18 protein-coding genes and 2 pseudogenes are annotated in these 21956 nt (G+C 65.1%); 12 read left to right on the top strand and 8 right to left on the bottom strand.

What is annotated here, in order from left to right; all coding sequences use genetic code 11:
* Nucleotides 1–133 precede the first annotated feature (133 nt).
* The gene (locus NOF53_RS12445; RefSeq protein WP_255968604.1) at nt 134–1708 is read left to right on the top strand and encodes a hypothetical protein; all 1575 of its coding nucleotides are present in this window, start codon (nt 134–136) and stop codon (nt 1706–1708) included.
* A gap of 548 nt (nt 1709–2256) precedes the next feature.
* The gene (locus tag NOF53_RS12440; protein ID WP_255968602.1) at nt 2257–2685 is read left to right on the top strand and encodes a hypothetical protein; all 429 of its coding nucleotides are present in this window, start codon (nt 2257–2259) and stop codon (nt 2683–2685) included.
* A gap of 230 nt (nt 2686–2915) precedes the next feature.
* Here NOF53_RS12440 and NOF53_RS12435 read toward each other — a convergent pair.
* The 3 genes and pseudogenes from NOF53_RS12435 to NOF53_RS12425 all read right to left on the bottom strand — a co-directional run.
* Nucleotides 2916–3194 (bottom strand): annotated as a pseudogene (locus tag NOF53_RS12435) (PE-PPE domain-containing protein); the annotation flags it as partial.
* Between the two features lie 93 nt (nt 3195–3287).
* Nucleotides 3288–3692, bottom strand: coding sequence for a DUF1304 domain-containing protein (locus NOF53_RS12430; protein WP_255968600.1), 405 nt, complete (start codon nt 3690–3692; stop codon nt 3288–3290).
* The gene (locus NOF53_RS12425) at nt 3689–4153 is read right to left on the bottom strand and encodes a cupin domain-containing protein (protein ID WP_255968598.1); all 465 of its coding nucleotides are present in this window, start codon (nt 4151–4153) and stop codon (nt 3689–3691) included. Before NOF53_RS12425 ends, NOF53_RS12430 begins: the two co-directional genes overlap by 4 nt.
* Nucleotides 4154–4240: 87 nt before the next feature.
* Between NOF53_RS12425 and NOF53_RS12420 the strand changes: the two genes are divergently transcribed.
* Nucleotides 4241–5326: a helix-turn-helix transcriptional regulator gene (locus NOF53_RS12420; RefSeq protein WP_255968596.1), complete on the top strand. Its 1086-nt coding sequence runs from the start codon at nt 4241–4243 to the stop codon at nt 5324–5326.
* Here NOF53_RS12420 and NOF53_RS12415 read toward each other — a convergent pair whose 3' ends face one another.
* Complete coding sequence (locus NOF53_RS12415) at nt 5327–5971, bottom strand: dihydrofolate reductase family protein (RefSeq protein ID WP_255968594.1); 645 nt, start codon at nt 5969–5971, stop codon at nt 5327–5329.
* A 250-nt stretch (nt 5972–6221) separates the two neighbouring features.
* Between NOF53_RS12415 and NOF53_RS12410 the strand changes: the two genes are divergently transcribed.
* Complete coding sequence (locus NOF53_RS12410; protein ID WP_255968592.1) at nt 6222–7427, top strand: serine hydrolase domain-containing protein; 1206 nt, start codon at nt 6222–6224, stop codon at nt 7425–7427.
* A gap of 310 nt (nt 7428–7737) precedes the next feature.
* On the opposite strand, the gene NOF53_RS12405 is transcribed toward NOF53_RS12410, so the two are convergent.
* Nucleotides 7738–9729 carry an elongation factor G gene (locus tag NOF53_RS12405; RefSeq protein WP_374212605.1) on the bottom strand — a complete coding sequence of 664 codons (1992 nt, stop codon included), beginning with the start codon at nt 9727–9729 and terminating at the stop codon, nt 7738–7740.
* 133 nt (nt 9730–9862) lie between these two features.
* Here NOF53_RS12405 and NOF53_RS12400 point away from each other — a divergent pair.
* A pseudogene (locus NOF53_RS12400) lies at nt 9863–10027 on the top strand (SRPBCC family protein); the annotation flags it as partial.
* Here the strand turns inward: NOF53_RS12400 and NOF53_RS12395 are convergent.
* The gene (locus tag NOF53_RS12395; protein ID WP_255968590.1) at nt 10002–11681 is read right to left on the bottom strand and encodes an alkaline phosphatase D family protein; all 1680 of its coding nucleotides are present in this window, start codon (nt 11679–11681) and stop codon (nt 10002–10004) included. The pseudogene NOF53_RS12400 and the gene NOF53_RS12395 sit on opposite strands and share 26 nt — an antisense overlap.
* A gap of 203 nt (nt 11682–11884) precedes the next feature.
* Here NOF53_RS12395 and NOF53_RS12390 point away from each other — a divergent pair, with 203 nt between their 5' ends.
* The 5 genes from NOF53_RS12390 to NOF53_RS12370 all read left to right on the top strand — a co-directional run bounded on the left by NOF53_RS12390 (nt 11885) and on the right by NOF53_RS12370 (nt 16788).
* Entirely contained in the window at nt 11885–12796 is a 912-nt protein-coding gene (locus tag NOF53_RS12390; RefSeq protein ID WP_255968588.1) for an SDR family oxidoreductase, read from the top strand.
* Nucleotides 12797–12909: 113 nt separating this feature from the next.
* Nucleotides 12910–14850, top strand: coding sequence for a molecular chaperone HtpG (gene htpG, locus NOF53_RS12385; RefSeq protein ID WP_255968641.1), 1941 nt, complete (start codon nt 12910–12912; stop codon nt 14848–14850).
* Nucleotides 14851–14856: 6 nt separating this feature from the next.
* Nucleotides 14857–15846 carry an SDR family NAD(P)-dependent oxidoreductase gene (locus NOF53_RS12380; protein WP_255968586.1) on the top strand — a complete coding sequence of 330 codons (990 nt, stop codon included), beginning with the start codon at nt 14857–14859 and terminating at the stop codon, nt 15844–15846.
* Nucleotides 15843–16412, top strand: coding sequence for a mismatch-specific DNA-glycosylase (locus tag NOF53_RS12375; RefSeq protein ID WP_255968584.1), 570 nt, complete (start codon nt 15843–15845; stop codon nt 16410–16412). Before NOF53_RS12380 ends, NOF53_RS12375 begins: the two co-directional genes overlap by 4 nt.
* A gap of 25 nt (nt 16413–16437) precedes the next feature.
* Nucleotides 16438–16788, top strand: coding sequence for a hypothetical protein (locus NOF53_RS12370; RefSeq protein ID WP_255968582.1), 351 nt, complete (start codon nt 16438–16440; stop codon nt 16786–16788).
* Here the strand turns inward: NOF53_RS12370 and NOF53_RS12365 are convergent, their stop codons facing one another.
* Entirely contained in the window at nt 16789–18183 is a 1395-nt protein-coding gene (locus NOF53_RS12365) for an acyl-CoA dehydrogenase family protein (RefSeq protein WP_255968580.1), read from the bottom strand. It abuts the gene before it with no gap.
* Nucleotides 18184–18292: 109 nt separating this feature from the next.
* Here NOF53_RS12365 and NOF53_RS12360 point away from each other — a divergent pair, with 109 nt between their 5' ends.
* Nucleotides 18293–19285 carry an NAD-dependent epimerase/dehydratase family protein gene (locus NOF53_RS12360; protein WP_255968579.1) on the top strand — a complete coding sequence of 331 codons (993 nt, stop codon included), beginning with the start codon at nt 18293–18295 and terminating at the stop codon, nt 19283–19285.
* Here the strand turns inward: NOF53_RS12360 and NOF53_RS12355 are convergent.
* Nucleotides 19282–20979 carry a fumarate hydratase gene (locus NOF53_RS12355; protein WP_255968577.1) on the bottom strand — a complete coding sequence of 566 codons (1698 nt, stop codon included), beginning with the start codon at nt 20977–20979 and terminating at the stop codon, nt 19282–19284. The two genes, NOF53_RS12360 and NOF53_RS12355, sit on opposite strands and share 4 nt — an antisense overlap.
* 177 nt (nt 20980–21156) lie before the next feature.
* Between NOF53_RS12355 and NOF53_RS12350 the strand changes: the two genes are divergently transcribed.
* Nucleotides 21157–21927 (top strand): CPBP family intramembrane glutamic endopeptidase, encoded by a 771-nt coding sequence (locus tag NOF53_RS12350; protein WP_255968639.1) that lies wholly within the window; start codon nt 21157–21159, stop codon nt 21925–21927.
* Nucleotides 21928–21956 lie beyond the last annotated feature (29 nt).

Genomic DNA, 21956 nt, shown 5'->3' with positions numbered 1-21956 from the left:
CGACCACATCAGGTGATCTCAACGAGACCGGCAAGACCGTCACTGCCGAGAGCGGACGGGATCGGCTCCTCGAACTGTTGCTGATCGGCGCGGCAGCCTTTACCTCCGCAGGGATCGGGCGGTCGCCCCACTCGTGCGGTACGCCCCCGGCGGCACGGAACGGGTGGTGATCCCGAACGGCCACGGCGGAGACCGGACGGCGTTCCTGATCAACGATCCCACCTCGCTCCACGAGGCCGTGATCGAGACCCCCGACGTGCCACCAGACGGATCCATCCGGATCAATCAGGACGACACCGCATCGATCCTCGACGCCACCGGCAACGAAGTCTCACAGATGGCCGCGCCCTGGGCGTACGACGCGAACAGCCATCCGGTCCCCACCCGCTACGCGGTCCGCGACCGGCAACTCATCCAACAGGTGCACGCCGACGCCCACACCGCCTACCCCATCCTCGCCGACCCGGACGATAAGGCAATCGGCGGAATCGATGTGACGAACCGGCAAGTGGGCGATACCTGGACCGAAGAGCTACCAGGCGGACAAACGGCGACACATACCTACACCGGCGCAGAGACGGTCGATACCACCGTCCAGCGTGCCGACAACACGTGGAGCGATATCCGCACCTACGACGACGGCCAGGGCGCCACTCAGGTGTGGGCCGACGACAGTTGGGGTGCTGCTTCCTACAACAACTCCAGCGTCACCGAGGACGCCTCATACACCGACACCTGGACCATCGGGAGCCCGGTCTACGGGGATGACCCGAACGCGGTCTCGACAGCGAACGTGGTCAACACCGAAGGGTCTACGGCCGTTGCCAACGAAGACGGAACGACATCCACGGCGACGTGGGCGGCCAACGACGACGGTTCGTACGGCACCACTATCACCAACCCCGATCAATCCACATCGCAGGTGCATTCAGGAGCACTCGCCGAGAACGGCACCAACTACACCACCGCCACCGACCCGGACGGCACCCAGACCGTCATGACACCTCAAGGAGATCTGATCGACCTCGACGCCGAGGGACGGCCTCTCGACCTCTTCGACGAAAACAGCGAGATGGGCACCCGCTGGAACCCCGTCACCGAACAATGGGAACCAGCGCAACAACCCGACCTGCTGATCAGCACAAACGCCCGCGGTGATCAGGTGCTCATCCGCGATGACGGCACCGCCTACAACTTTCGGACCGGACAGATCGAAGACGTCACCGAGAAGATGCTCCAGACCGCGGAACATGCCGCCCCGAAGTTCGTTACAGGACAGATCGTCTCCCAAGGCGCCAAGTTCGGAATTACACAAGCGGAGGCATTCGCAATAGCGGGGCTATTAGATGGCAACTCCGCACTCACGAACAAGAGCCTGACGGTTCTAGAGAATGCGGCACGGATCGGCAAACTCGCACCGGCTGCTGCCGCCCCGGCAGGCATGTATATGGATATCCGCAGTGGTGTCGCCCCGGGTGAGGCCATTTCCGCAGGCACAGTCGGTGCCGCCGCAGCGATCGGCACTGCCGCGGTCCTGGGTACGGGCATCGCTCCGGCCCTGGTGGCTGCTGGGGTCGGGATGGGCGCGTACTACGGGACCCGGTGGGCCTACGGCAAGCTTCCGGACGGAGTCAAGGGCAGCATTGATGACGGGGTCGGGGCGGTCGGTCATTCCATCGGCAATGCATGGAATTCGATGTTTGGGTAGGGATGCGTTGTGTTCTGGAAATACGTTAAGTGGCTCGGAAAGTGCTTCGTCTATTGGGTTGCGACGTTTATCAGCGGCGGCCTCGACACCGGCGACCCCCCGCGCCGTCCTCGGCGCGGGATACAGGACTATCCGTCATATAACCCGGACGCCGATGGACGGAAATGAACCTGTGAAAAACAATGATGTTCGGTATCGGCGGACAGTGGTGTTACTCGCAGGAGTATGCGGGTTAGCGGTGTATCTCGGCGCCGTCGCTTTGTTCGGCTACGCGTGGAGCCACACCCAATCAGATTGGGCAAGAATCTGTCTCGTAGCCGCCGGGATGTGCGTGGGGACGCCGATGATCATCGGCGTCGGCCACGTTGGGCAGGCCGCCGGTCGGCGAAATCTCGTGAACACGCCTCCGTGAATTATGGTCGCAACGTGGATCGGTACCGTGATCCTCTTGGCCCCACAGTCGAGTGGCTGCGGGCAAGAGACAAGACCTGGGAGCAGATAGCCGACGGTGCCAAGAACACTGGCGGCCGAGATTTAGGACTGGGCAGATGAAAGTGCGAGAGTTCGATCGCTACGCAGTAACCCCCGATTTCGACCCCGCCGAGGGATCGTTGCAAGTCCTCACGGCGGGAGACGACCGTCCGGTCAAGGGCGAATTCTCCTACTGGGGTAGTGATTTGGTCGTCCTCTACCGGGAGAATATGCAACTTCGACTCTGGGTTCGAGGCCACGACTATCTAGTGGACACGTTGCACGTGACCTGGGAGAGGAGCAAAACTGGCCAGTCGACCGTATCCGTCACGGCACACGATTTCAAGCGGACATGGGAGTACAACCCCGAGCCCGCCGGTGTGATGCCTCGAAGTGAGGCGACATGGGGCGACGAGGAGGACTTCGACTTTGGGCTCTTCGTCAGGAATTTGGTCATCGAACCCGGCCGGCGGAATGCGCTTTTCACAACGAGGCCAGAGAAGTAAGTTCACCGCTCCTTCAGGCACAAGGCGGTGTAGGGCCACCGATTCGCCGGATCGACGTGAGTCGTCGACTATGTCGAATCACTTCTCGACCCCCTCGCACCTCTGCGAATGTCAGGGCTTCCTGCCACTCACACACTGTCAGGGAACGAACCCTGATTCTCCTGTCGGACGGGGTCGACGGTCAACCTCTCTGGGAGTCAGCCGCGGGATGGGCGTTCGCAACACATTCGGAGCGTCACCCGCCCTGCTTGACCTGCTTGGATGATTGGGGCTGGGGTCTCCTTCAGGCGGTCGAGTAAGGCGCGGACACCCATCTCGGTGCTCTGTTTGTAGCTCAGGCCGCCTGCCGCGACCGGCCCGTACGACGCCGGGTAGCCGACCCAGCGGGCCACAAAACGATCGTCGAGCTTGTCGGTGACCTCCCGCAGGAGGCCTGACACTTCGGTGCGGTGGTCGTCGGGATGGGATTCGCCGGTGCCACCGAGGGCGAGCACGGTCATCTGTGACATCACTCCATGGTGCCGCCCGGGGAGGCGTCCGGGCGGGTTCGGAGTCTGAGAACTTACTGGCAATCCGAGCCGCAGGTTCGTGGTCCCTCGCACTCATCCGATCGACAGGGCGATCAACGCCACCAGCGGAGGTGTGCTCTGGGACATAGCTCCGGCGATTCCCGACCCTCGTGGGCGGCTTAGGGCCATGCGGTCCGAGACGGCTAGAGCGATTCCTACCAGGAACATGAAGATGCAGGTGTAGACCACGAGGGTGCGGCCCGCGGTGTCCGAACCCGCCCACCAGAGAACCACGCCGGCCACTGCGCCGGAACCGAGGAACAAGTTGTAGAAGCCGACGTTGAATGCCCACAGGCGGACGGCCGGTACGTCGGTGGTCGGGATGCGGAACAGCTTTTCGTGCACCGACGGCCGAAGGAACACCACCGACTCCCACACGAACGCGAGTAGATGAACGGCCGCCGCGATCAGCGCGGCAATCTGAGCAATGACGATCATGACGCACCAGCTTGGCTCGCCAGCGTGATCCCGTACTCGTTCGCGACCTTGTGGAGAAGGGGAGCGGCGTCCTCCTCCGAGTGCTGAGCGCGACCGAGAGCGTCGAGTTCGGTGAAGAACCCGCTCATGTCCGCACCGGCCGTGACGAGGAGGAACTCGGCCGACTCACTGAGAACGGTGAAGGTGTTCATCGTTCCCGGGAGGAAGGTGATGGATTCACCCGGGGCGAGTTCGTAGCCGGTGTCGGCCGCCTGGACGAGAATCCGGCCGCGCAGAAGGTGGTAGGACTTCGGCCACGGCTCGGTATGCAGTGGCCCCGGTCTGCCTTGCCGACTCTCGACCAGGAAAACCTCGTATGCCCCGAGGGTGACCTCGCCGGGTACCAGCACCGTGATATCGGCGTCGGGAATGGTGAGGCGTAGGCCATCACAGGAGTGGAGGATGTGAACGTGGGTAGACATACTGCGACCGTAAGACCAGGGTGATCGGCTGCCCATCCCAGAAATTTGGGATAGCCGCGACGGTGTGAGCAGCGCATACTTGGCTGCATGCTCGAGATCCGAGCGGACAGGATCCGCCGGGAAGTGGCGGCGTTGGCGGCATCGGGTGCCGGCGTCACGCAAGTGCACGAGCGCGCCATCGCGCTCGTCGAGCAGACGGTGTCCAGTGACCTGACGTGTTGGGCGATGATCGACCCGGAGTCGCTCGCGATCAGTTCGATGACCAGCGGGCGCACTCGGATTCCTCAAGAATACGAGCCGCTGCTTGCCGAAGCGGAATACGGCGGAAGTGATCCCGCGACATTTGCCGATCTCGCCTGCACCGGTCGTGGAGTCGCACGTGCCTCCGATCTTCCCGTCGACGAGGTGGCGCGCAGTCTCCGGCACAGTTCCGTGTGGCGGCCCCTCGGTCTGCCACGCGAGGTTCGGGTCATCTTCCGAGTGGACGGAACGTGCTGGGGTGGAGCCGGCTTCGTTCGATCTGGGCCGGACTTCTCCGACCGCGATGTCGAGTTCCTCGCGCTGGTGGCGCCGGGGCTGGCGGCCGCGACCCGGGCAGCGGCAGTGCACGCTCCGGCTACCCGCCCACCGGACGATCAGGGGCCGGCGGTGGTGTTGACGAGCGCCACGGGCGATCCCCTTTCCTTCACCTCCGCGGCCCGAACCTGGCGGGATCGCGTCGAGGAAGTCGCCCACGGGCGGATGACCGTGGTGCTACGGGCCGCGACATTCGGTGCACGGTCCAGCAGATCCGGGATCTTCCGGGCCCGCATCCGTGACGCACACGGCGGCTGGATTCTGGTGCGAGCAACCGCCATGCTCGGTGGCGACGAACCGCAGACGGTGGTCACTTTCGAATCGGCCGGTGGCAGCGACCTCACCGGTCTGCTGCTCGCCGCCTATGGGTTGACCGCACGAGAACGCGAAATCTGCAGCGACGTCGTGGCGGGATACGCCACATCCGACATTGCGCAGCGCCGTGCCATCACTGCCAATACCGTGCAGGATCACCTGAAATCCGTCTATGCGAAGACGGGAGTTCGCAGTCGCGCCGAACTCGCTGCGCGGCTCCGATTCGGCCCTGCGACGGAACCGGCAGGCGCCGGTTCCCCGCAGGTGAGTCGGGCAGAGTGATCACCTGCGCCAGAACAGGTGATGGGCTACACCGCTGGGGCTCGGCACAACCTCGAGATGAAACCGGTCGAGCAGCTCATCGGGGGACTCCCACAGTCGCACTCCGGACCCGAGTTGCACCGGCGAGACCACCACATGCATGGTGTCGACGAGGTCGGCGTCGAGGAACTGCCGGATGGTGGTAGCCCCGCCGCCGAGTCGGACGTCCTTGCCGCCCGCGGCGTCACGCGCCTGCTCGAGAACCGTGGCAGGGTCACCACCGACGAAGTGGAATGTGGTGTCTGAGAGGGCGAATGACGGACGCTCGTGATGAGTCATCACGAATACCGGGGTATGGAACGGCGGTTCGTCGCCCCACCAGCCGCGCCAGCTGTGGTCCTCCCACGGCCCCCGTTGGGGTCCGAACTTGTTGCGGCCCATGATCTCGGCGCCGATATTTCGGGCGAAATCCCGCGTGAAGTAGTCGTCGAGTCCGCGGCTCCCACCGGGGTCGGTCCGCATGGGCCAGCTCGCCGTGGCGCCGGCCCAGGCGAACATCTCACCAGGGTCGGCGTGGCCGAACGGTCTCTCGAAGCTCTGGTTCTCACCGGCGCCGAACCCGTCCCGCGAGACGGTGAAGTTCTGGACTCTCAGCAGCTGTTCCACTCGGTTCCTCCTGCACTCGTGATAATGGTGATGATGATTGGACTCCGCGAAGCGGACAAACTCATCGGTGGGACTCGCCCCATCACAGTAGATATGACAGCACCTCCACGTCCCGCAGCCGCATCTGCGAGTGGTTCGACGCGCCCTGAGAGCGAGGCTTGACCCTGACACAGTGAACGGCCCCATCTCCGGCGGTGTCGAGTGCGGGAACGGGCCCGCGACGGACGCACCTCGAATACCGTTGCGAGGTATGGGCGACAGGGCACTACCCGATTTCCGCACGCGGCGACCGAGCCCGGCGCTGCTGCGCGTTCTCGGAATGGTCCTCGCCGTGGTCCTCAGCACGGCGACCGGTTGCGCACAGAGCGCCGGTAGCGAAGATGGCGACAGCACCGCCGGACTCTCGCAGCAAGCTGTCTCCTCGGCGAGCACGATGCTCGATCGCTTCGTCGCCGACGGACACGCTCCGGGCGTCGTCGTCGAGGTGAGCACCCCGGACGGCGTCTGGACCCATACGGCGGGCCGGTCGGCGACCTCACCGGACACGCCGATGTCCGCGCAGCTGCAACATCGAATCGGCAGCATCACCAAGACCTTCACCACGACACTGATCCTGCAACTGGTCCAGGAGGGCAAGGTCGGGCTCGACGACCCGGTGTCGCATTACGTCGGCGGTGTGCCCGATGGCGACCGCATCACGCTCCGGATGCTCGGTACAATGACCGCCGGCCTGTCCGAATACCTCGCCAATCCCGATTTCCGGAACACGTTCTTCCAGGATCCGATGCGCGTGTGGACGCCAGCGGAGTTGCTGGAGGCGTCCTATTCTCTCGGCGCGCAGTTTCCGCCAGGCACGGACTCGGACTACTCGAACGCGAACACCGTGCTCCTCGGTCTCGTTGTCGAGAAGGTTGCAGGCGCCCCGTTCGGTGACGTGCTGACCGAAAAGATCCTCCGGCCCTACGGCCTCGACCACACGGTGTGGCCCGTCGACGGGAGCTTCCCGGAGGACCACATATTCGGCTACACCTCGCTCGATCCAGCGCACGACGTCACCGATTCCACGTCGTGGAGTCCCACCCAGGCGTACTCCGCCGGTCAGATGATTTCCACCGCAGCCGATCTCACCCAGTGGATCCGTCTCGTCGGCCGCGGCGCCCTACTGACTCCCGAACTGCAGTCCGAACGACTCCGGTGGCTGCCGCTCGGCGACAACGACGACAACTGGCACTACACCTTCGGCCTCGAGGAGAACTCCGGTTGGATCGGGCACAACGGCGCCGTCCCCGGATACATGTCCTACGCCGTCTACCACCCAGGCCTCGACGCCACGATCGTCCTCCTCATCAACAGCGACGCGGCCATCGACGGCGAGCCGCCGGTGAACGTCCTCCTCCGCGACCTCAGTCCCGTCCTCTTCCCGGAACAGCCGGTTCGAGTTCCGGTCGTCCGATGATGGCGGATAGCTGAATTCACAGTTCGCCGGACGCCGAGTGGGTCAGCGGCTCACTGTTCGGTGCGTCGGTCGGGCTACGGAATGCTGCCCGGAAATCACTTGAACGGTGCTGTATCGAAAGCAGGTCTACTCATCGGCGGCGAGGTCAAGGACCGCGCCGCGGAGGCCGGCACCGGGTTCTGATAGACCACAGCATCGGTCCGGTGTGTGAATCCCACGTCCGTTCTCGACGGCGTCATCGCCGTGGGAACGTGTGCCTTCCTGGCCGGAGTCTTCCTCACCGCCGATGCCGATCGCTCAGGCGGCGGCGCTACCGAGGGTCGGGGCGCTCCTGATAGCGCTCGAAGGACAGCGCGAGTCGGCCGCGTCCGTGGGTCATCGACCGCAACGCGACAGGGTAGTCGACGACCTCGCTCGTGGGAACCGAGGCAAGCACCGTGACTTCTCCGTCACCCGCGGGTTCGGTGCCCTCGATCTGGCCGCGCCGTCGCCCGAGGTCTGCCATCACATCACCCTGGAGGGAGGACGGCACGGTGACTTCCACGTGGTCGACAGGTTCGAGGATCAGGGTACCCACCTTGTCGATGGCGGCGCGAAGGGCGAGCGCCCCGGCCATCCGAAAGCTGAAATCATCCGAGTCGACCGAATGGTGCTTGCCGTCCAGAACCGTCGCCCTCAGGTCGACGAGCGGAAACCCGTGGCTGCCTCCGCGTTCCATCGACTCGGCGACACCCTTGCCCACCGCCGGGATGAGTGACTTGGGAATGACGCCTCCCCGGGTGGCATCGACGAACTCGTAGCCACCGTCGCGGGGGAGGGGTTCGAAGCGGACCGTCGCGACACCGAACTGCCCGTGACCGCCGCTCTGTTTCTTGTGCCTGCCTTCCGTCTCGACCGGGGCCAGCAGGGTTTCCCGGTAGGCGATCTTCACGGGTTCGGTGCGGACTGTGATGCCATATCGCCGCTGCAGGCGGGTCAGAGCAACCTGGACATGGACGTCGCCCGCCCCCCGGAGCACGGTCTGATGGGTTTCACTGTCGCGGACCACTTCCAGAGTCGGATCATCGCCCACCAGCTCGGCCAGGGCCGTCGACAACTTGTCTTCGTCGCCCGCACTGTCGGCAGCGACAGCGATTCCGTAGACCGGGCGCTTGTGTTCGACCGGTGCGACCATGAGCGAAGACCCGATCGGCGCGAGGGTGTCGCCGGTAGTGACGTCGGTGAGCTTGATCGCCCCCACGATGTCGCCGGCGACTGCGGTGTCGATCGGGGTGTGCTTGCTGCCCAGCACTCGGAGAAGATTGTGAAGGCGCTCCTTGGTTCCGGATCTCTGGTCGACGAGCACATCATCGGCGTGCAAGGTGCCGGAGAGGACCTTCATCAACGCGACCTGCCCCACGTATTCGTCGGTCTGCGTCTTGAAGACGAACGCCAGGGGATCACCGGACGGATCACACACCACTGAGCGGGCTCTACTGCCGTCCCGGACCTCGACACCGGGCACCTCCGAAGGCGCCGGCGCGATGTGACACAAGAAGTCCAGCAGCCGGTCGATCGCGATCGCCTCGGTCGCCGAACCGCACAGCACCGGCCACAGGGATCCGCCGGCGAATCCCCGACGCAGTGCGTGCTCGAGTTCGGGAACACTGATGGCATCACCGTCGAGGTATCGGGCCAGCAGATCGTCCTCGATCTCGACGACGTCTTCCACGAGGTGTTCGTGCTGCTCGTGCTCGCGGTCGGCGATGTCCGCGGGGAGTTCGTCGCTGGTGGTTGCGGAGCCGGTGTCGTAGAGAATGACGTGCTCGCTGAGAAGATCCGCGACGCCCGTGAACTCCGACGCCTCACCGACCGGCAGATCGAGCGGTTCCACCCCGGCGCCGAAATGGTCTCGGAGTCCTGCCAGCGTCTGATCGAACGATGCCCTCTCCTTGTCCATCTTGTTGATGAACACGATCCGGGGAATCGAACGTTCCGCCGCCGCCTGCCAGAGCAATTCGTCGTTGACCTGCAGACCGCTGACCCCGTCGACGACGAATACGGCCACGTCGGCGACATGCAGCGCCGTCATCGCATCACCGATGAAATCGGCGTAGCCGGGCGCATCGAGGAGGTTGATCCGGCAATCGGCCCACTCGAACGACGCCAGTCCGAGAGTCAGCGACTGGGTACGGTCATGCTCTTCCGGTTGGGTGTCGAGCACGGTGTTGCCGTTCTCGACGCGCCCCGGACGGGTGACGACACCAGCACGAAACAGCATTGCCTCCGCGAGGCTCGTCTTGCCGTTACCCTGATGTCCCACCAGAGCGATATTGCGGATCGAGTCGCTGGCGATGTCGCACCCCCTACCACAGCATGTCGTACGGGTCGTCCTCGACGATACCGCGCGAGGCCCAGGCTTCGGGCGTTACCGGGGTCGGTTCGAGCAAGCAAAACTCCTCGAGCCGCACAGCGCCGGGACGACGGTCCGCTGGCAGATGACCGGCCGGAAGAACCGGTTGCTGACACTGTTCGGCTTCATCGTGAACATGGACAAGCTGGTGGGCAAGGACTTCGACAAGGGCCGGGTGCAACTCAAAGCGGAGGCGGAGAAGCGCTAGGGACCGAGTCGTCCGCCGTCGACAGCACGAGATCGGCCATCGTGGTGAACTGTGCGGTGCCCTCACTGTCGTGTTTCGCTTGTTCCATGACGAGGTGAGCCGCCCGGCCGTCCAATCGGAGGGTGGCCACTTGATCGCCGAAGAACGGTCCCGTGACCTTGCTCCACTCGATCGGCACCGGCGGTACCTTCGAGACCCGGCCGAGAATGAAGCGGATCGTCCGTTCGGTGGCGCGCCGCCACGAGATACGAAAGGTCACCTTCATCGCTGCAGGCACGTAGTTGTGCAGGGGCGAGCACGTCAGTTGATAGACGAGGGACTGCATCGGCTCCGGGTAGTGCGCCTCGGCGACATACGCGTGGTGCACGTCCCCGGACAGCACGGAGATGGTGGACGGTGCTCGTCCGCCCGGGCCGGTGCACTGCCCGCGGCCGACTTCGCCGAACAATTTGGTGAGCCGATCGAACGAACTACGGAAGGCCGCCCAGTGTTCGAGATCGGCTCCACGCCGGATCTTCTCGGCCACGGCTGCCAGGCGTGGCCCCCGGCTGCCCGCGGCCAGACGTTCGTCCCACGATTCGAGATCGTGCAGCGCGCGCGGCAGCAGCCACGGCAGCGACGTCCCGACCAGGAGGTGGTCATAGTTTCCCTGAGTTTGACGCTCGATCCAGGTGAACTCCGGGTCGGACACCATCTCGCGCCGGCCGTCGGTGAGGACGCGTCCACAGCGTGAATCGATGACGAGGAGCCGGGCGGGTCCGAGATCGCGGCGATAGGACCATTGCGCGCCCTTGGCGCCGTCCGCTTCCTCGTCGGCGGCGGACGCGAACTCGCGGAGGATCGGTTCCACGTCACCGCCATGGTTTCGAACACGTTGATACAGTTCGTTTTCGGCGAGTTCCGCGGGCCCCAGATTGCCCAGGTGCTGGTAGACCCAATACGACGACAACGCGCCGACGATCCGCTCCTCCCACCACGTGGTCGCCTCGAGTTCGTCCCGCCACGACTGCGAGGTGTTCCAGTCGTCACGAACATCGTGGTCGTCGAAGATCATCGACGTCGGCACGGTCGACATCAGCCAGCGCACCTGCGGGTCGGACCAGGATTCCGCATACAGCCAGGTGTATTCCTCGTAGTTTCGGACCTGCGGTCCCGGCGGTTCGCTCAGGTCGTGGATTTCGGCGAGGCGGCGCTCGGTTTCTGCGGACAGTTCGTCGGCGTACACCTGGTCGCCGAGCAGGAGGAGAGCATTGGGCCACTGGCTCTCGGGTTGTTCCGACATCCTCAGCGAGAAGGCATCGAGGGCGTCGGCGTCGAGGTGGTGGTTGTCTTCGGTCGTCGACATGGTGGCGAATCGGCACGAGCCGAAGACGAGAACCAGCGAACCGTCGTCGGCAAGCGTGCGGATGGTCGACGGCTTCGCGTCCGGCAGCGGCCAGACCAGGCGGTCGTCGAGAGTGACCTCGTAGGGCGTGCTCGACCCTCCGTCCAGCCCTTCCACCACCACAAGTGCGTAGTGGTGACCGGCGACCTCCCACGTGTGCTCGGTGTGACCGAGTACACCGACCGTGCACGGCCCCGAAGTCTCTACCCACACCGTCGCGTCACACCGTCCCACGTGTCGCAGGAGTGGCCCCAGGATCAGTTCGGTCACTTCCGTCACCTCGCCGAAGTTCGTTCCATCCCGCAAGCCTACGGGGCTTGTGCAGAAGAAGATTACGTTTCCGCGACGGCCTCACTCGGTCGGTACGAGTGGTGGAGTGGACAGACCTGATCCGGGTGTCCGATCTGCACAAGCACAGGGAACGCTCGCCGATTCGTCTCCGCCGACGGCCTCGGCGGCGTTAGGTTCGGGACATGGAGAAGCCGTTGACGGGCAGAGTTGCCCTGGTGGCCGGAGGGACCAGGGCAGCGGGCCGGGGCATTGCCGTGCAACTGGGTGCGGCGGGAGCCACCGTCTACGTCACCGGGCGTACCACCCGCACCCAGCCGTCCGAGATGAACCGGCCGGAGACGATCGAGGAGACCGCAGAACTCGTCGACGAGGCAGGCGGACGTGGAATCGCCGTCCGGGTGGATCACCTGGTTCCCGAGGAGGTGCGCAACCTGGTCGACCGCATCCGCGACGAACGGGGAGCGCTGCACGTTCTCGTCAACGACATCTGGGGCGCCACCACCATGGAGTGGGACAAGACGGTGTGGGAGTCGTCCCTCGACATCGGCCTGCACTATCTGCGTCACGGCGTGGAAACCCACGCTGTCACCAGTCACTTCGCTCTGCCGCTGCTGATCGAGACTCCGGGCGGGCTCGTCGTCGAGGTCACCGACGGAACCGACCAGTACAACGCCGCCCACTATCGGGTGTCCTTCTTCTACGACCTGGCGAAGGCATCGGTGAACAGAATGGCCTTCGCACTGGCGCACGAACTCCCGCCCCACGGTGCGACGGCGGTGTCTCTCACTCCGGGATGGTTGCGGTCGGAGATGATGCTCGAGGCGTTCGGTGTCACCGAGGCGAACTGGCGTGAGGCCACCGAACGCGTCCCGCATTTCGCGATCTCCGAGAGTCCGGCCTTCGTCGGACGGGCGGTGGCGGCACTCGCGCAGGATCCGGCCGTGTCGAGGTGGAACGGCCAGTCGCTGTCGAGCGGCCAGTTGGCGAAGGTGTACGACTTCGACGATCTCGATGGCAGCAGGCCCGACTGCTGGCGGTACATGGACGAGGTACAGGATGCAGGCAAGCCCGCCGACGTCACCGGATACCGCTGATCCGGCTCTGCCGACACCGTGAAAACCACGTTTCCCGGCGGGCTATCATTCCGGAAAACGACTCTGTGTCCAGGGTTCTGCTGTCGAAGGGAATCGAAGTGAACGCACAAACGGTGGAGAGCGGCGCATCGCGCCGCGAGCAGCTCGAGTTCCAGGCCGAGGCTCGTCAGCTGCTGGACCTCATGGTCCACTCGATCTACTCCAACAAGGACTCCTTCCTGCGCGAGCTCGTCTCCAACGCGTCCGACGCGTTGGACAAGCTCCGTCTCGAGGCATACCGCAACAAGGACCTCGACGTGGATACGTCCGATCTGCACATCGAGATCGAGACGGACAAGGAACAGCGCACCCTCACCATCCGCGACAACGGCATCGGTATGTCCCACGACGAGGTGATCGACCTCATCGGCACGCTGGCCAAATCCGGCACCGCGGAACTGCGGAGCAAGTTGCGTGAGGCGCGGGACGCCGCCGCCTCCGAGGAGTTGATCGGCCAGTTCGGCATCGGCTTCTACTCGTCGTTCATGGTCGCCGACAAGGTCACACTGGTGACCCGGAAGGCAGGGGAGAGTCAGGCCACGCGCTGGGAGTCCGCCGGCGAGGCCACCTACACGATTGAAACGTTGGACGACGCGCCGCAGGGCACCTCCGTCACGCTGCATCTCAAGCCGGAAGACACCGAGGATCACCTCCACGACTACACGTCGGAATGGAAGATCAAGGAACTGGTCAAGCGCTACTCCGATTTCATCGCGTGGCCGATCCGGATGCAGGTCGAGCGCAAGACCCCGCCCGCCGAGGAAGGAGGCGAGGAACAGGTCACGATCTCGGACGAGACGATCAACTCGATGAAAGCCCTGTGGGCCCGCTCGAAGGACGACGTCTCCGAGGACGAGTACAAGGAGTTCTACAAGCACGTCGCCCACGCCTGGGACGATCCCCTCGAGGTCATTCCCATGAAGGCGGAGGGCACTTTCGAGTACCAGGCGCTGCTGTTCATCCCCTCCCACGCCCCGTTCGACTTGTTCATGCGGGACGCCAAGGTGGGCGTGCAGCTTTACGTCAAGCGCGTCTTCATCATGGACGACTGCGACCAGCTCATGCCGGAGTATCTGCGCTTCGTCAAGGGCGTCGTCGACGCCCAGGATCTGTCGCTCAACGTGTCTCGGGAGATCCTCCAGCAGGACCGGCAGATCCGCGCCATCCGCCGGCGGCTCACCAAGAAGGTGCTGTCGACGATCAAGGACATCAAGGCCGAGCGTCCCGACGAGTACCGCACCTTCTGGAGTGAATTCGGCCGGGCGATCAAGGAAGGCTTGCTGTCCGACACCGACAACCGTGAGACGTTGCTGTCCATCTCGTCTTTCGCGTCGACGCACAGCGACGAAGAGCTGACGTCGCTGGAGGACTACGTGTCGCGGATGAAGGAAGGCCAGGAGCAGATCTACTACGCGACCGGCGAGTCGCGACAACTGCTCGAAAGTTCGCCGCACATGGAAGCCTTCCGTGCGAAGGGCATCGAGGTACTACTGCTCACCGACCCCGTCGACGAAATGTGGGTGGGCGCCGTTCCGGAGTTCGACGGCAAGTCGTTCCAGTCGATCGCCAAGGGAGAAGTCGATCTCGATACCGAGGACGACAAGAAGGCTCACGAGTCCGAGCGGGAGGAGAAGGAGAAGGACTTCGCCGATCTCCTCACCTGGATGACCGAAGCCCTCGACGAGCACGTCAAGCAGGTGCGGTTGTCGACGCGACTGACCACCTCCCCTGCCTGCATGGTCGGTGACGCCTTCAGCATGTCGCCGGCGCTCGAACGCATGTATCGCGCCTCCGGCCAACCGGTTCCGACCACCAAGCGGATTCTCGAGCTGAACCCGGAGCATCCCCTCGTGACGGCGCTGCGGACGGCGCACGCCGAACGCAGCGAAGATCCGGGCCTGAAGGAGACGGCCGAGATCCTCTACGGAATGGCGCTGCTGGCGGAGGGCGGCGAACTCGACGATCCGGCGCACTTCACGAGTCTGCTGGCCCGTCGCCTCGCCGGGACGGTGTAGCGCACCTTGCTGGTCCTGATCACTGGGGGAACGGGATTCATCGGAGCGTGGAGTGCGAAGGCGGTGGTGGACGCCGGTCACCGCGTGCGTTTCCTCGTCCGGAACCCTGCTCGACTCGAGAGCAGTGCGGCGCAGATCGGTCTGGACACTTCGGATCACGTAGTCGGCGACATCACCGACCCGGACTCGGTGCGGCGCGCGATGGACGGCTGCGACGCGGTGATCCACGCCGCCGCCGTCGTCGCGGTCGACCCGCGCCGAGCCGAAGAGATGAAGCAGACCAACCTCGCCGGTGCGCGGAACGTACTGGGGACGGCGATCGAATTCGGCTGCGATCCCGTGGTCTACGTCTCGAGCATCGCTGCACTGTTCCAGCCCGGCGTCGACCTGCTGACCCCCGACCTGCCCGTGTGCGGTCCCGCGGACGCCTACGGGCAGAGCAAGGCCCGAGTCGAGGCGTACGCCCGTGACCTGCAGGCGGGCGGTGCACCGATTGCTATCACCTACCCGGGGATGGTGATCGGCCCGCCCGCGGGCGATCAGTTCGGTGAGGCGGCGCAGGGTGTCGAGGTAGCCGTCCGACTGCGCGTTCTGCCGGGGCGGAGCGCCGCGTGGACGATGGTCGACGTGCGGGATGTGGCCGCAGCCCACGCCGCCCTGCTCGAACCCGGGCGGAGCGCCCGGCGGTTCATGCTCGGCGGTCCCCGGATTCCGATAAGCGCGGTGGCGGACATGCTCGCCTCGGTCACCGGAAGGCGGATGGGTGTCCTGCCCGTTCCGGACAGCGTGCTGCGCCTCATCGGGCGCCTCGTCGATGCGGTCGACCGGTACATTCCTTTCGACACACCTGTGTCCGAGGCGGCGATGGAGTACTACACGCGGATGCCCGACACGGACGACCGGCCCAGCGAGGTGGAACTCGGTGTGAAGTACCGCGATTCGGCGGAAACACTCGCCGACACCGTTGCGGGTCTCGCGGCGGCCGGGCGACTGTGAGATTCACCCGCGCCGAGCTGGAGTCGTACCGCGATGTGGAGGTTCCGGACCTGATCGGGCCGGGATGCAACTTGCTCTTCGTCGGCATCAACCCGGGACTGTGGACCGCGGCCACCGGGGCGCACTTCGCGAGACCGGGTAACCGGTTCTACCCGGCTCTGCTTGCCGCCGGAATCATCGATCGATCGATCGACCCCACCGCCGGGATGTCGGACGCCGACCGGGACCACCTGATCGAGCGTGGAGTCGGCATCACCAATTTGGCGGTACGCGCCACCGCAAAGGCTGACGAGCTGACCGACAAGGAGTTGACGGTCGGCGCCGAACGCCTGCGCGGTGTGGTCCGGGACGCCCGGCCGAAGGTCGTGGCCGTCGCCGGTATCACTGCATACCGGACGGCCTTCCGCGAGCGGGCCGCGAAGAAGGGAAGGCAATCGGGTGATCTGGAGGGGGCCACCCTGTGGCTGGTGCCCAATCCCAGTGGGCTCAACGCCCACGAAACCGTCACCACTCTCGCCGCGTCGTATCGGGAGGCAGCGATCGAGGCGGGCATCGTTGAGGTCTGATCCGGCGGGCCGCTAGGCTCCCGATATGTCTGTCGTGTACAACATCGTGTTCGTCGGCCACCTGCTCGGCATGGCAGCCCTCGTCGGTGGTTACTTCGCTGTGCTTGCCGCTCCGCGGATCTCCGAGGTGATCGTGTGGGGCGCCCGGCTCCAGTTCGTGACCGGACTGATCCTCGTCGGACTCGGCGAAGCAGCCCTCGACAAGGAGTACAACCACATCAAGATCGGTGTGAAACTTCTGCTGTCGCTCGTGGTGGTTGTGCTCGCCGAGATTCTGCGCGGCAGGCAGAAACGAGGGCAGGAGAAGCCGGAACTGGTGCACGTAGTAGGAGGGCTGGCTGTCGTCACCGTTCTGGTGGCCGCGCTGTGGACCTGATCACTTCTTCGGTGGCGCCAGGACGCGCATCGCCAGTCGCTGCGCCGACTCGGGCATCCGGTCCTTCATGGACATCGCGAATTCCCCGGCCTTGGTGCGCACCGACGTGCCCCGGCCGAAGCGCCGATTGAACGCGGTACCCTCGGTCGCCTGATCGAAATGTAGGGGAGGAGCCCCGTCTGCCGCTCCCAGAGCGCGTCCGATCACCATGCGCTGAATCTCGCTGGTGCCCTCGAAGATGGTGTACAACTTGGCGTCCCGGTACCACTTCTCGACGGGGTGGTCGCTGATGTAACCCCAGCCGCCCATCGTCTGCAGCGCTCGTTCCGTGGTCTTCACCGCGACCTCCGAGGCCGCGAGCTTGGCCATCGAGCCTTCGCCGTGCCGGAATTCGACCCCGGCGGCAGCCATCCACGACGCCCGCCACGTCAGCAGGCGCGCCGCATCGATCTCGGTGGCGAGCTGGGCCAAGGGAAACGAAATGCCCTGGTTGTCGATGATGGGACCACCGAAGGCCTCGCGGCGGTTCGCGTACTCGGTTGCGTATTCGAGCGCCGCGCGGGCGATTCCCAGCGCCTGCGCGGCGACCATGGGACGCGTCTGCTCGAACGTGCCGAGCGTTGACGACTTCCGGCGCGGCGCACCCGTGGCTACCTCCTCCTGCACTTCGCGAGCCTTCTTCATGCGGCTCTGCAGCTTGTCGTCGCCGCCGAGAAGATGATCTGCCGGCACCCGCACCTGATGGAATTTCAGCTCAGCGGTATGGGACGCGCGGCAACCCAGCTTGTCGAGTTTGCGCACCAACTCGATGCCCGGGCTGCCGCCGGGCACGACGAACAACGCCTGTCCACGATGACCCAGGTCGGGGTCGACCGTCGCGTTGACGACGTGCACATCAGCGATGCCCCCGTTCCCGATCCACATCTTGTGACCTTCGATAACCCACTCGTCACCGTCCCGCGTCGCGGTGGTCCGCAAATTGCGCACGTCGCTTCCGCCCTCCGGTTCCGAGATGCACAGGGCCGCGAGTTTCAGGTTCCCCGGCTGACCGAAGCACTCGGGCGCCCACCGCAGCATCTGCTCCGGAGTCGCGGCCTGGCCGATCGACGATAATGCGAGCGCCGGCATCACGACCGCGAGTCCGATTCCCGCGCAACCCCAGAACAACTCCTCCATGAACAGCGGCAACGACAATCCCGTCGGATCACCGATCAGGTCGCGGTAGAACAGCGGGCTGTAGAAACCTTCCGCGGCCGCCTTCTCGAGGACGTCCCAGGGGAATTCCTGCTTCCGGTCGTACTCGGCGGCGACCGGCCGGATCACGTCTTCGGCGAAACTATGCGTCCGCTCGACGAGATCCTTCTGAGCTGGCGTGAGAGCAAGACTGAAAGTCATGGCTGTTCCTCGGTTTGCCGTGCAGAGGTCTGCCGACCACGCTAACAGCGCGCTCGGCGGCCCCGGGGCGAAAGTTTGGATACGGCCTCGGCGGGGAAATGCGGAACTTATGGGTATCACCGTCGCTGTCACCGGCCCCACAGGCGAGATCGGCCTCGCCGTGGTTGCCGCGCTCGAGAACGAACCCGCGGTCGATCGGATCCTCGGCATGGCCAGACGGCCATTCGACCCCCGCGAGCGCGGATGGACGAAGACGGAGTACCGGCAAGGCGACATTCTCGATCGCGCCGCGGTCGAGAAGTTCGTCGACGAAGCCGATGTCGTGGTGCACCTCGCGTTCCTCATCATGGGGTCGCGGGCCGACAGCAGCCGGATCAATCTCACCGGAACGCGGAACGTCTTCGAAGCCACGGTCGCAGCCACGCGACCCACCCGGTTGGTGTACACCTCCTCGGTAGCGGCGTACGGGTATCACCCCGACAATCCGACCCCCCTGACAGAGGACGTGCCTACCCGCGGGTCCCGCCAGCACTACTACTCGGAACAGAAAGCGGAACTCGAGACGGTGCTGGCAGAGATCACCGACGGCGACGGACTCGAGGTATTCGTGCTCCGGCCGTGCATCGTCGCCGGGCCGAACGCCACCGCGCTGGCCGACGCCATGCCGTGGCGTCAGGTCGCTGATCGCCTGCCCGGTGTCGTGACGAAAGTGGTCGGTGCTCTGCCCCTCCCGCGCCCGCTCTTCCCCGACCCCGGCATCTCGCTGCAACTGGTCCACCACGACGACGTGGCCGCGGCGATCGGCGCGGCGGTCACGACCGACGCGCCGCCCGGCGCCTACAACGTCGCCGGCGACGGAGTTGTGTCACTGTCCGAGGTGGCGACAGCGCTGGGGGCCAGGCCCGTCCGCATCCCCCTGGCCGTCGCGCAGGCCACCTCGGCTGCCCTCGAACGGCTCCCGGCCGTGCCGGCGATGTTGGAATGGCTGCACACAGGGCGTACGTCCGTGGTGATGGACACCTCGAAGGCGAAGAAGAATCTCGGCTGGCAGCCCCGCTACACCAGTGCGGAAACACTCACCGCCATGGCGCGGAGCGCCTAAAGGCCGGGACGCTTGCCGATGGTGAGGGTGGGGGTGGAGACACCGGCGAAGAAGTCCTCGCCCTTGTCGTCGACGACGATGAACGCGGGGAAGTCCTCGACCTCGATCTTCCAGACCGCTTCCATGCCGAGCTCTTCGTACTCGACGATCTCGACCTTCTTGATGCAGTCGAGGGCGAGACGCGCCGCGGGACCGCCGATGGACCCGAGGTAGAAGCCGCCGTAGCTCTTGCACGCGTCGGTGACCTGCTTGGAGCGGTTGCCCTTCGCGAGCATCACCATCGAGCCGCCCGCGGCCTGGAACTGCTCCACGTACGAGTCCATGCGACCGGCGGTGGTGGGTCCGAAGGAACCGGACGCCATGCCGTCGGGGGTCTTGGCAGGGCCGGCGTAGTACACCGGGTGGTCCTTGAGGTACTGCGGCATCTCCTCGCCGGCGTCGAGCCGTTCTTTGATCTTGGCGTGGGCGATGTCGCGGGCGACGACGAGCGGGCCGGTCAGCGACAGCCGTGTCTTCACCGGGTGCTTGGACAGCTCGGCGAGGATCTCCGGCATCGGCTTGGTGAGGTCGATCTTCACGGCGGCGCCCTTGCCGGTGCCGGAAACGCCGTCGGTCTCGGCGTCGAGTTGGGCGTCGGTGACCTCGGGGAGGAACCGGCCGGGGTTGAATTCGAGCTGCTCGAGGAAGACGCCCTCGGGGGTGATCTTCGCCTTGGCCTGGCGGTCCGCCGAGCAGGACACGGCGAGCGCGACGGGAAGTGACGCGCCGTGGCGGGGGAGGCGGATGACGCGCACGTCGTGGCAGAAGTACTTGCCGCCGAACTGTGCGCCGATGCCGATCTGACGGGTCAGCTCGAGCACCTTCTCCTCGAGCTCCAGGTCGCGGAAGCCGCGGCCCGTGATCGCGCCCTCGTTGGGGAGTTCGTCGAGGTAGTGCGCGGACGCGTACTTGGCCGTCTTGAGCGCGAACTCAGCGGACGTGCCGCCGACGACGATCGCGAGGTGGTACGGCGGGCAGGCCGCGGTGCCGAGGGCGCGGATCTTCTCCTCGAGGAACCGCATCATGCCGTCCGGGTTCAGGATCGCCTTGGTCTCCTGGAACAGGTAAGACTTGTTGGCGCTGCCGCCGCCCTTGGCCATGTACAGGAACTTGTAAGAGTTCTCGTGGCCTGTCGCGGTGTCGGCATACAGCTCGATCTGCGCGGGGAGGTTGCTTCCCGTGTTCTTCTCCTCCCACATGGTGATCGGAGCGTTCTGCGAGTACCGCAGGTTCAGCCGGGTGTAGGCGTCGTACACGCCGCGCGCGATGGCCTTCTCGTCGTCACCCGGGGTGAGGACGTGCTGACCACGCTTGCCCATGACGATCGCCGTGCCGGTGTCCTGGCACATCGGGAGGATGCCTGCCGCGGAGATGTTTGCGTTCTTCAGCAGGTCCAGGGCGACGAATTTGTCGTTGCCGGAGGCTTCCGGATCGTCCAGGATGCTCGCCAGCTGCTTCAGATGGTCGCTGCGCAGGTAATGCGAGATGTCGTGGAGAGCGGTCTCGGTGAGCAGGCGCAGGGCCTCGGGCTCGACGGACAGGAAGGTGCGACCGTCGGGTCCTTCGACGGTCGACACCCCCTCGGTAGTCAGCAACCGATACTCGGTGGGGTCGTCACCGATCGGCAGCAAGTCCTCGTAGAGGAAGTCGGCCATTCTATCTCCTGGACAGCAGGGGGCGTGAAGTTCGTAATCAGGCTAGACGCGAGCCCGACCGTCTCTCGATGAGGGGGCGTACCATGCGCCTGTGTTGTGGCTTGGCTCACAGGATGTCCAGGGCTGATCCGTACACTGGAGTCGATGGATGCACACGGACTGGATCGGCGAAACCGGATGAGTATCGACACCGGGTACGTCGACGCCGCAGGTGGTCGAGGCCTCGGCGGCCGCGAGAATCGACCGGTCCTGCACGCCTATCTCGACGTGGCCGTTGTGGTTGCGGTTCTTGTCGCGACGAATGTCATCGCGCATTTCACCACCGTGTGGGCGAGCATCGCGACCGTCCCCATCTCCGCCGTAGTCCTCCTTGTTCTCACGCGCCGCCGCGGGCTCGGCTGGGCCGAGCTGGGACTGTCACCCCGCTACTGGCGGCGTGGCTCGATGTACGCCCTGGCCGCGATGGGCCTCGTAATCGGTGTGGTGGCGATCGGCGCAGCGCTACCGATCACCCGCCCGTTCTTCATGGCCGACCGATACGCCACCCTGTCCGGGGCACTGGTCGCCTCGATGATCGTGATCCCGCTGCAAACCGTCATTCCGGAGGAACTCGCGTTCCGCGGTGTCCTCCACGGAACGTTGCAGCGTGTCTATGGAGCGCGCGGAGTCTTCGCGGCCGGTTCGCTCCTGTTCGGGCTGTGGCACATCGCGTCTTCGCTCGGTTTGACCTCCGGGAACAAGGGCCTGTCAGGGTTTCTCGGAGGCGGACTGCTCGGTCAGATCCTCGGCGTTCTCGCTGCAGTGGTCGCAACGGCCGCGGCGGGCGTCGTCTTCACGTGGTTGCGCCGACGAAGCGGCAGCCTCATCGCACCGATCGCGCTGCACTGGTCCTTGAACGGCGCAGGCGCGCTTGCGGCAGCCATTGTGTGGCACACGACCATGGCGTGAATTCGATTCGACGGCTCCCGAAGCCTGTG

This window comes from Rhodococcus tibetensis, assembly GCF_024438035.1.
Lineage (GTDB): Bacteria > Actinomycetota > Actinomycetes > Mycobacteriales > Mycobacteriaceae > Rhodococcus_F > Rhodococcus_F tibetensis.
The sequence above is the reverse complement of the archived record's forward strand: the minus strand, read 5'-3'. Positions and strand labels throughout refer to the sequence as shown.

Bases quoted from the DNA above. Each gene is read 5' to 3' on its own strand.
- NOF53_RS12440 (WP_255968602.1), top strand. From the start codon at position 2,257: ATGAAAGTGCGAGAGTTCGATCGCTACGCAGTAACCCCCGATTTCGAC.
- NOF53_RS12430 (WP_255968600.1), bottom strand. From the start codon at position 3,692: ATGATCGTCATTGCTCAGATTGCCGCGCTGATCGCGGCGGCCGTTCAT.
- NOF53_RS12425 (WP_255968598.1), bottom strand. From the start codon at position 4,153: ATGTCTACCCACGTTCACATCCTCCACTCCTGTGATGGCCTACGCCTC.
- NOF53_RS12420 (WP_255968596.1), top strand. From the start codon at position 4,241: ATGCTCGAGATCCGAGCGGACAGGATCCGCCGGGAAGTGGCGGCGTTG.
- NOF53_RS12410 (WP_255968592.1), top strand. From the start codon at position 6,222: ATGGGCGACAGGGCACTACCCGATTTCCGCACGCGGCGACCGAGCCCG.
- NOF53_RS12390 (WP_255968588.1), top strand. From the start codon at position 11,885: ATGGAGAAGCCGTTGACGGGCAGAGTTGCCCTGGTGGCCGGAGGGACC.
- NOF53_RS12370 (WP_255968582.1), top strand. From the start codon at position 16,438: ATGTCTGTCGTGTACAACATCGTGTTCGTCGGCCACCTGCTCGGCATG.
- NOF53_RS12365 (WP_255968580.1), bottom strand. From the start codon at position 18,183: ATGACTTTCAGTCTTGCTCTCACGCCAGCTCAGAAGGATCTCGTCGAG.
- NOF53_RS12360 (WP_255968579.1), top strand. From the start codon at position 18,293: ATGGGTATCACCGTCGCTGTCACCGGCCCCACAGGCGAGATCGGCCTC.
- NOF53_RS12355 (WP_255968577.1), bottom strand. From the start codon at position 20,979: ATGGCCGACTTCCTCTACGAGGACTTGCTGCCGATCGGTGACGACCCC.
- NOF53_RS12350 (WP_255968639.1), top strand. From the start codon at position 21,157: ATGAGTATCGACACCGGGTACGTCGACGCCGCAGGTGGTCGAGGCCTC.